The organism is Pseudomonas sp. Sample_9 (assembly GCF_004307535.1).
Classification (GTDB): domain Bacteria; phylum Pseudomonadota; class Gammaproteobacteria; order Pseudomonadales; family Pseudomonadaceae; genus Aquipseudomonas; species Aquipseudomonas mercuritolerans.
This window is the reverse complement of the sequence record NZ_RAZO01000115.1, coordinates 1-1,110: the sequence shown is the minus strand read 5'-3', so window position 1 is coordinate 1,110 and position 1,110 is coordinate 1. Positions and strand designations below refer to the sequence as shown.

General features: G+C 53.5%; 1 protein-coding gene. It reads left to right on the top strand.

Annotation, left to right across the window (positions count from 1 at the left end):
• Positions 1-295 precede the first annotated feature (295 nt).
• The coding region (locus D6877_RS06365) for an undecaprenyl-diphosphate phosphatase (protein WP_130910231.1) at positions 296-1,110 on the top strand (815 nt) is incomplete at its 3' end.

Below are 1,110 nucleotides of genomic sequence, written 5' to 3'. Positions count from 1 at the left end.
GATCACACTTCATATCTGAACTGAAATATTTGTAGTAATAGATGTAAATTTTTTCAGTTTAGTTCGTCGGCCGACGATTACTAACATGACTTGAGTGTGGCTATTCGTTAGACCTATTCTTCGAAATCAAAAGATCGCAGCCTTCGGCAGCTCCTACAGGGAAATGCATTCCCAATGCAGGAGCTGCCGAAGGCTGCGATCTTTGATCTTCATATGCGCCAATTATGTAACTCAGATACTCAACCCTGAGTGTTATTGACTGGTCGCTCACCCTGAGTGCTCTGACGGAGGATTAATGGATTTCTGGACCCTTTTCCAGGTATTGATATTAGGCGCGGTAGAAGGCGTGACTGAGTTCCTGCCCATCTCGAGTACCGGCCACCAGATTATTGTCGCCGACCTGCTTGAATTCGGCGGTGAACGCGCGATGGCGTTCAACATCATTATTCAACTGGGGGCCATTCTTGCTGTGGTCTGGGAGTTTCGTCCGAAGATCTTCGAAATCGTCAAAGGCCTGCCCACCGAGCGCAACGCGCAACGTTTCACCCTTAATCTACTGATCGCGTTTTTCCCGGCCGTTATCCTCGGCGTGTTATTCGCCGACGCGATTCATGAATACCTGTTCAACCCGATCACCGTTGCGGTGGCCCTGGTTGTCGGCGGCATCGTCATGTTGTGGGCCGAACAGCGCAGCCATGTAGTCAGCGTCGAACATGTCGACGACATGCGCTGGTCTCACGCGTTGAAGGTCGGTTTCGTACAATGCCTGGCGATGATTCCCGGCACCTCGCGTTCCGGCTCGACCATCATCGGCGGTCTGCTCTTCGGCCTTTCGCGCAAAGCCGCCACCGAGTTCTCGTTCTTCCTCGCCATGCCGACCATGGTCGGCGCCGCTGTGTATTCCGGCTACAAATACCGCGACCTGTTCCAACCCAACGACCTGCCAGTCTTCGCCCTCGGCTTCGTCACCGCATTCATCTTCGCGATGATCGCCGTGCGTGGCCTGCTGAAATTCATCGCCAACCATAGCTACGCCGCGTTCGCGTGGTACCGGATCGGTTTTGGTTTGTTGATTCTGGCGACTTGGGTGTTTGGCTGGGTGAACTGGAC